Source organism: Paenibacillus alginolyticus DSM 5050 = NBRC 15375 (assembly GCF_000422905.1).
In the GTDB taxonomy this organism is placed as follows: Bacteria; Bacillota; Bacilli; order Paenibacillales; family NBRC-103111; genus Paenibacillus_E; species Paenibacillus_E alginolyticus.
In genome coordinates, this window is record NZ_AUGY01000177.1 from 1 (window position 1) to 7662 (window position 7662).

General features: G+C 40.8%; 9 protein-coding genes. 3 read left to right on the forward strand and 6 right to left on the reverse strand.

The window, feature by feature from the left end; genetic code table 11:
- The 6 genes from G519_RS46525 to G519_RS0137180 form a co-directional block, all read right to left on the reverse strand.
- A partial coding sequence (locus G519_RS46525) for a transposase (protein WP_036635363.1) occupies window positions 1-242 on the reverse strand: 242 nt, incomplete at its 3' end.
- Window positions 243-373: 131 nt separating this feature from the next.
- Window positions 374-1282 (reverse strand): ribokinase, encoded by a 909-nt coding sequence (locus G519_RS0137160; RefSeq protein ID WP_029198863.1) that lies wholly within the window; start codon window positions 1280-1282, stop codon window positions 374-376.
- Between the two features lie 15 nt (window positions 1283-1297).
- Window positions 1298-2299: an ABC transporter permease gene (locus tag G519_RS0137165; RefSeq protein ID WP_029198864.1), complete on the reverse strand. Its 1002-nt coding sequence runs from the start codon at window positions 2297-2299 to the stop codon at window positions 1298-1300.
- Complete coding sequence (locus tag G519_RS0137170) at window positions 2287-3804, reverse strand: sugar ABC transporter ATP-binding protein (protein WP_244280352.1); 1518 nt, start codon at window positions 3802-3804, stop codon at window positions 2287-2289. Before G519_RS0137170 ends, G519_RS0137165 begins: the two co-directional genes overlap by 13 nt.
- 76 nt (window positions 3805-3880) lie before the next feature.
- The gene (locus tag G519_RS0137175) at window positions 3881-4984 is read right to left on the reverse strand and encodes a sugar ABC transporter substrate-binding protein (RefSeq protein ID WP_029198866.1); all 1104 of its coding nucleotides are present in this window, start codon (window positions 4982-4984) and stop codon (window positions 3881-3883) included.
- 40 nt (window positions 4985-5024) lie between these two features.
- On the reverse strand, window positions 5025-5945 hold the full coding sequence (locus tag G519_RS0137180) for a sugar phosphate isomerase/epimerase family protein (RefSeq protein ID WP_029198867.1): 921 nt from the start codon (window positions 5943-5945) through the stop codon (window positions 5025-5027).
- 558 nt (window positions 5946-6503) lie between these two features.
- Here G519_RS0137180 and G519_RS49645 point away from each other — a divergent pair.
- The 3 genes from G519_RS49645 (at window position 6504) to G519_RS0137195 (ending at window position 7561) form a co-directional block, all read left to right on the forward strand.
- On the forward strand, window positions 6504-6653 hold the full coding sequence (locus tag G519_RS49645) for a tyrosine-type recombinase/integrase (protein WP_084160527.1): 150 nt from the start codon (window positions 6504-6506) through the stop codon (window positions 6651-6653).
- Between the two features lie 266 nt (window positions 6654-6919).
- Window positions 6920-7162, forward strand: coding sequence for a hypothetical protein (locus G519_RS0137190; RefSeq protein ID WP_036635365.1), 243 nt, complete (start codon window positions 6920-6922; stop codon window positions 7160-7162).
- On the forward strand, window positions 7163-7561 hold the full coding sequence (locus G519_RS0137195) for a retropepsin-like aspartic protease (RefSeq protein WP_029198869.1): 399 nt from the start codon (window positions 7163-7165) through the stop codon (window positions 7559-7561).
- Window positions 7562-7662: the final 101 nt, after the last annotated feature.

A 7662-nucleotide genomic window follows, 5' to 3' on the forward strand; every position in this document is an offset into this window, starting at 1 on the left:
ACCAAATCCGTTCTTGTCTTTTCGAAAATCGTTCCGGTGATCACGGTTGTTTGGTGTTGGCAATTCGTACACTCGTAAAGAGGTAAATTACGAGTCTTAATTTCGTAAGCCTTCTGGTGCTGACATTTTGGACAGTGATATCCCTCAGGCCACTTCATCTTGAACAAATGCTGATGGCAAGCTTCCTCGGTTTGAAACTTCTTTTGAAATTGAATAAGATTCATCGATTCTTGCTTTGCCATAAAAATCACTCCCGAACATATGTTTGATTTCATTATACCAAACATTAGTTCGTATTTAAAGACATTCCTGAGCTAACTGGATAATCAAATTATTTTTATTATAAAACAATTTATGGAGAAACGTATACATCCTAAACTTGTTCTATCTCCGCTTTCGTCGGCATAGCCGGCTGTCCGCCAATTTTGGTAACTGTGAGTCCGGCTGCCCTTGACGCGAACAGAGCCGCTTCTTTGATGCCATGGCCTTCCAGAAGCATGTAAGCAAAGGCACCTATATAGGAATCCCCGGCTCCCGTAGTTTCCTTTGCCTTGACTTCAATCGCTTTGACATGCATTTTTTCATCGCCATTGTAAATAAGACTTCCGCCTTTACCCAAGGTGATAATTAGCAAATCTTTGATTTTTTCAAATAGTTTCTCACAATGCTGCTGAGCTGATGACAAATCGCTAATCGCGGCTCCACAATAATATGTGGCTTCGGGTTCGTTAACGACCAAACAGTTAACCTTCGATAGCACCTCATGAGAAATAGGGGCTGCTGGAGCAGCATTTAATATGATGTAGCAATCATTTTGACTGGCTTTCTCTATGGCATATTCTGCTACATCAATCGGAATTTCAAGTTGTAAAATGACTACTTTACTGCGCTTAAGAAGCGGCTCGAGCTCATCAATTCGGCTCTTATTTAGTGAATAGTTAGCACCAGTGCTGATGGTGGCAACCAAGGTTCCATCTTCTAAAGCATTAACCACACCTATTCCAGTGTTTCCTTCTACGGTTTGCACATAATCCGTATGAACGCCATACAGCTGCAGCTCTTTCATGAGATATCCGCCGAAAGCGTCGCTTCCCACAGCGCCAACAAGATATGTTTGCGCTCCCAGTTTAGCGCACTGGACGGCCTGATTGGCCCCTTTGCCTCCGCCCGCAGTCGTCATGCTGTCCGCGGTCAAAGTTTCACCCTGCTCGGCAAGTCTTTTTTGTTTAAATATGATATCAAAATTCAGACTTCCAATAACTGTAATGATATTTTCTTTCACTGTACTAATCTCCTATCAAGGCGTTAGCATTTTTGCCTTTTTATTGGAAAACTTGCTTTTAATACTACCAAACTTGCCTTGAATGATTTCAAAATAAGCGGCAACCGCAATGATCGCACCTGTCGCAATATATTGCCAAAATGCATCGACACCCACGACAACCAACCCTGTTTTCAAGGCTGACAACAGCAAGACGCCTAGCAGTGTTCCCACCATACTTCCTTTACCTCCGGCTAGGCTGGTTCCTCCAATCGCTGCCGCAGCAATCGCATTCAACTCATACCCTTGTCCGGCCGTTGGTTCCCCAGTACCTAATCTGGCTAACATCACCATACCTGCAAGTGCTGCTCCTATACCGCAAATAGCATAAGTCAATGTTTTATTGAAATCAACATTTACGCCGGACAGCTTGGTCGCTTCTTCATTTCCGCCAATCGCATAAACAAACGTTCCAAATCGCATGTTTTTGAGCAAAATATGTCCAATTAAGGCAAATGCGATTAAGATTAAGATAGCTATCGGGAAAAAACCCATAATATCCCCGTCCATCATGGCTCTAAAGGAAACAGGAACTCCCAGGACAGGCCATCCTTTCGTAATAATATAAGCCACTCCCCGAAAAGCGCTCATTGTAGCAAGCGTGGCGATAAAAGGCTGCAATTTAATTTTGGTAACCAACAAGCCGTTCATCGCGCCGATTAAAGCCCCGATAACCAGACCAAGGACAATAGATAAAACAGGAGACATACCATATTTGGTTAATAATAACCCTACACTTACAATAACAATGGCCATAATAGAGCCGATCGACAGATCAATTCCACCTGTAATAATAACAAATGTAATTCCTAAGGCAAGCAATCCGTTAATGGTGCTTTGGTCAACGATATCCAGTAGATTGTCGGGACTTAGATAAATTGGATTCATCAATCCAAATATAGCTATCATAATAATAAGCGCTGCGACTAAGCCTAATTCTCTCCCCATTTTTTGGGTCATTTTATTTATTTTGCCCATGATGTTTGCTCTGATCCTCCCATTGCGAAGTGAAGCACTCTTTCTTCGCTCAATTCGTCTCTTCCGAGTTCTTTAACAAGCTTTCCTTCATGCATAACCAAAATCCTGTCACTCATACCGATAACCTCCGGCAGCTCCGACGAAACAATAATGATTGATTTCCCTGCCTCCACGAGATCTTCCATCAGTCTGTAAATCTCCGCCTTGGCTCCAACGTCTACCCCTTTGGTTGGCTCATCAAAAATCAAAATATCGACATCGGTGGATAACCATTTGCCCAATATGACCTTTTGTTGATTTCCTCCACTTAGGTTATGTGTCATATAGTGAGGGTCTTTAGGATTCAAGTTCATCTCTTTCGTAAAATGAAGGCAATTGTCCAGTTTTTTCTTAAAGTCAAGAAAACCCCATCGCGAAAACTTCTTCATCGAAGCCAAGCCCATATTATCCTCATTGGTTAAAACTCGAACAAATCCTTGCGTTTTTCGGTTTTCCGGGATCAGTCCGATTCCATACTTCAATCCATGTTTAGGGGAATGGATCGCCGCCTTTTTTCCTTTCACAAAAATATCCCCTGACGTTTTGCGATCTGCACCAAACACTGTCCTTACGACATCCGTACGTTTAGAACCTACCAATCCGGCGAATCCGAGAATTTCACCTTTTTTTAATTTGAAACTGACGTCATGGAATACATGATCACGCGTGAGATTTTTCACTTCTAGAACAACCTCTTCGGAAGCAAGACCGAATTTTTTTCGTTCGGCGAAAGCTCCCACTTCACGACCAACCATACTTCGTATCAGCAGCTCTCTTGAAATTTCATTCGTAACAAAAGTAGCTTTATATACGCCATCTCTTAATACGGTTATGCGATCTGAGATTTTGAATACCTCGTCCAAACGATGAGAAATATAAATGATGGTCAAACCGTTTGCTTTTAGCTCATGTATAATTTCAAACAAAGCGTTCACTTCATTGTCAGTCAACGCTGCCGTGGGCTCGTCAAAAGATATGATTTGGGAATTATTAAATAGAGCTTTAGCAATGGAGAGCATTTGCATTTCTCCGGTGCTTAGGGAGCTTACCAGATCTGTGCTTCTAAACTTGCATCGCATTCTCTTCAAAATGAGCTCCACCTTGGCATGAAGCGATTTAAAATCGATAAAAGGGCCTTTTCTCGGTTCATATCCAAGCGCAATATTCTGACCGACAGTTAAATCCGGAATCAAACTAACTTCTTGATGCACTTTAAAAATTCCCATTTTTAAAGCATCCTGCGCATTTTTAAATTTAATTGGTTGTCCGTTAATCATAACTTGACCTTCATATTCATTATATATGCCGTGCAGAATGTTCAACAATGTCGATTTACCAGCTCCGTTCTCGCCCATGAGCGCATGAACCTCGCCTTTATGAATTTCAAAATTGATATTATCAAGCGCCTTGTGACCAGGAAATGTCTTTGATATTTCTCTAAATCTTATCATAGCCGTTGAAGCCACTTCATCACCCTCTTAATTTAAGGAGCAGCCGGAAAGCGATCCTATCCGGGCTACTCCGTATGATTAATCCTGTTTATTATTTAAATTCGGGCTCTTGCCACTTGATAATTTGCTCAGCGGGAGTATTGACATTAGAGCTGTCAATCAAAGCTTGCGGAGTCCAAATAACGCGAGGCAGCTTTTGTCCGCCAATAATCCGAGTAGCCGCTTCTACAGCGATCTGTCCTTTGTACTTAGGAAATGAGTCAATCGTAGCAGATAGCTCGCCTTTCTTAATGGACTCATATGCTTCCCCTATACCGTCAACACCTACTACCAGTATTTTCTTGCCGGATGCTTTTACCGCTTCAACCGCACCAAGAGCCATCGTATCATTGTTCGCAAAAATCGCTTTCAGATCAGGATGCTTCTTGATCCAAGTTGATGCCAAATCTTTTGCCTTCGCTCTGTCCCAATCTGCATTTTGTTTCTCTGCGATTTTGACGTTCGGCGCGTTTTGCTTCATCCAGTTTTCGAATCCAGCCGTTCTTTGACGCGCTGCAAACGCTTTCGGCATACCGATGATAACGGCTACATTTCCTTCTTTATTAATCTTATTGGCAATCCACTCTGCAGCCAGCTCTCCGTTTTGGATCGCTTTGGGTCCCACATAGTTCGGTGCGGTTTCTATGAGTCCATCATTTACGTTGATCACAGGAATATTAGCCTTTTTAGCATCTTCAACCCCGGGCACAAGATTACCGTCCGAAATTGGGGATAACAGCAAGGCAGCATATTTTTTATTCACCATATCTTTGACAATGGAAAGCTGTCCCTGCTCATCGCCTTCGCCTTGAGCGGCTTTAACATCTATCGAAACTTTAAATCCTTTATCCTGCATCTTCTTTGCGCCGATTTCCATGCCTTCTTTCAACGTACGCCAGTATTCGTTTTCAAATGCCTTTGAGACTCCGCCTAGCTTAACTTCGCCATTTGGTTTAGGCACCGCACCGAATTGGCTTCTCATCATAGTGAAATCAATACCGTCTTTTACTTCATCCGGATTAAATGCTTGCACCGGCGCCCCGCTGCTTTGCTGGCCTCCACCATCTTGAGTTTTGGATGGAGCAGAACAACCAATAATAAACATGGACAATGCAATTGCACAGGACGCTGATTTCAGCAAATTCTTTTTCTTCATTTTTCTTTCCCCCATGATTTTAATTTATAAAGCGGATTTGTTACTTCAAGCAGCCTAACATGATTTCTTGAGCAGCGATGGCGTTATTTTGATCAATAATGGATTGAATCTTGTCCATTCCAATGCCATCGACTAGATCATTTAACTTCGTATACATGGCAATATTGGTTTTCAATTCAGCAAGCGGATCTTCTCTTTCTGGAAAAGTATCAAAATAAACGACTGCATCATAGCTGTATTTTTTAATGTAATAAATAAATTCTAATGATTGCGCAAAATTGACCGAGCCTACGATAAGTCCATCATCATTAAGCTTGTTGCCGTCGTTGAGATGAACGCCAAAGAGTTTATTTTTTTCTGCTACCAAGCTTAACCCGAAAGAAGGGTTTTCCGCTTTCATCAGCATATGGCAGAAATCCAAGGTTGCCCCAAGATTGGAGCATTTGGCATCGTTTATCATTAATAACGTGTCTCCATAGCTTGAAATTAAAGAGTAAGCGCGAGGCTGGAACGGTTTGTACTCGATACTAACTTGAATGTCGTGCCCGTACTCGCAAATTTCCTGTATGGCCTTCACAACTTGTTTCCAAACCTTGGCATAGTTCAATTGAAACGCATAATCAAAACCGTCATAACCAAGCCATATGGTTATATTGCTTCCGCCCAGTTCTCTGCAGATATCTATTGACTCTTTGCATAGGTCAATCGCTTTGCGGGCAATTACCGGGTCCGAATTTCCAAGCTCACCGTTAATGAATTGACTTCTGAATCTTGGCGCAATGCCGTTAAGCTTGATGTTATTTCGCTTCAGAGCATCCTTAATTTCCTCAACGGAATTGTTTTGAAAATGCTCCGGATAGTTCAAATCAACGTGTGTCAACCCTTGCACGGATGCGATTTGATCAATCGTCTCAACGATGGATTTGTTTTTAAAAGAATTAAGTCTTGTTGCAAATTTCATTGTTATTCTCCTTGAAAGTTGGATTCTCTAACTCTATCTCTATCTCTATCTCGCCGCTATTTCTTTGATAGCGCTTGCATTATGTCCATAATGCCTTCATACAGCTCCTTTCCATGCGGATGGATGAGGTGGTGAATGATCATTCTGATGCGATAAGTAATGATTGTATCGATACGACTTACTAAAATGATAATAATCAAAATTTCATTTAATGTCAATAATATTCATTAAAATTCAAATTAACTTCTTTTATTTTGATATTTATTGAATATATTTGATTATTATTTGCAATTTACTTGAATATATTGGTGATTAATCGAAAATCATATTGGTTAATTTGTAGTTGAAATAATTCCCTTCTTGTAGGAACTAAAATTTTGTTCAGAAGAACCACCTTGGAGGCTTGGTTCCAACAGCAGGAGCTTAATAGCTTACGTTAAAAAGTTTGGAATCAGAAAGACTCGTGTCGCTCACAAGCCTTTCTGATTATAAGACTCAATTAAGGAATACAGAGCAGTTCTAAATCAGGAGGTAATTACATGGCGAGTATAGAAAAACGTGGAAAAAAGGAAAATACGTGGAGACTTGTTGTTGACTTATCAATCTAACTTGAAAAACAGAATTTTACCAGCGTCTGGTCATTTGAGAATTGATCAAATTAAACCACTTCATATTGTGAATTTCATAGATTCTCTTTCTAAAGACTGAGCCCGCCAAGGCTTCAGAAAAGGAAACTTATCTACGGGTTCGATTGAGATAGTCCGTCGCTGATAAGTTTGAGTCGATTTTAGCAGGTAAAGAAGAAGATGATTGATTCGATTTTCGTTGACCATCACAGTATCTTCTATTTTCAGTATACGATATAATTATAAGTACCCAAGGTTTTGGTAGAGAGCGAGTCTATGTAATAACAGCGCGAAACAATGCTCACCCTTATTGTCGATGTTCAAAACACTTTAAAGGGAGTGATAACGATGCAATGGCAAGAAGTTCGTACTATTTATCCAGATCAATACGTCTTGCTTGAAATTCTTGATTCTCATACCGAAGATAACATTCAGTTCGTTGATGAGGTTGCTTTAGTACGAGCGATTCAAGACTCTGACGAAGCAACTAAAGAACTGTTGAAGTGTAAAAACAACAATATCGTCTATCATACCGGCCAAGAAAAAATAGCTATAGAACTCAGAAAAAACCCTTTCTACAGGAGCCGGTAAATGCAGATTGAATTAATCGACGAATTACTCCAAGCATCCATGACAATTTGTTACAAAGGGCGATCCTTAACAATCGACAATTTAGTGATTGATACTGGCGCGGCTCATTCCCTGTTATCCTCTGATATCGTCTCCGAGATTGGCATTAAATTTGAAAACGGCGATAAACTTTTGCGGAGTTTTGGGATCGGCGGAGTCGAATACTCTTTTCAAAAACGTATTGATCAAATTCAAATAGGCGATTTAACCATGGAAAACATTCCTATTGATTTTGGTGTTTTTCATGAAGATATTAATTACATTAATGGCCTCATCGGTCTGGATATCCTAAAAGGCGGCAACACGATTATCGACCTTCAGCGAATGGAAATGTATCCGGCTCCCTCTAATCACAATTAAAATGGGGACGCGAAATCCCGCGTCCCCAATACGTCCCCAACTCCCCTGACCACTCAGTTAAAACCCTTATAAATCAAGGAACAAACGGACTCAATATGTGT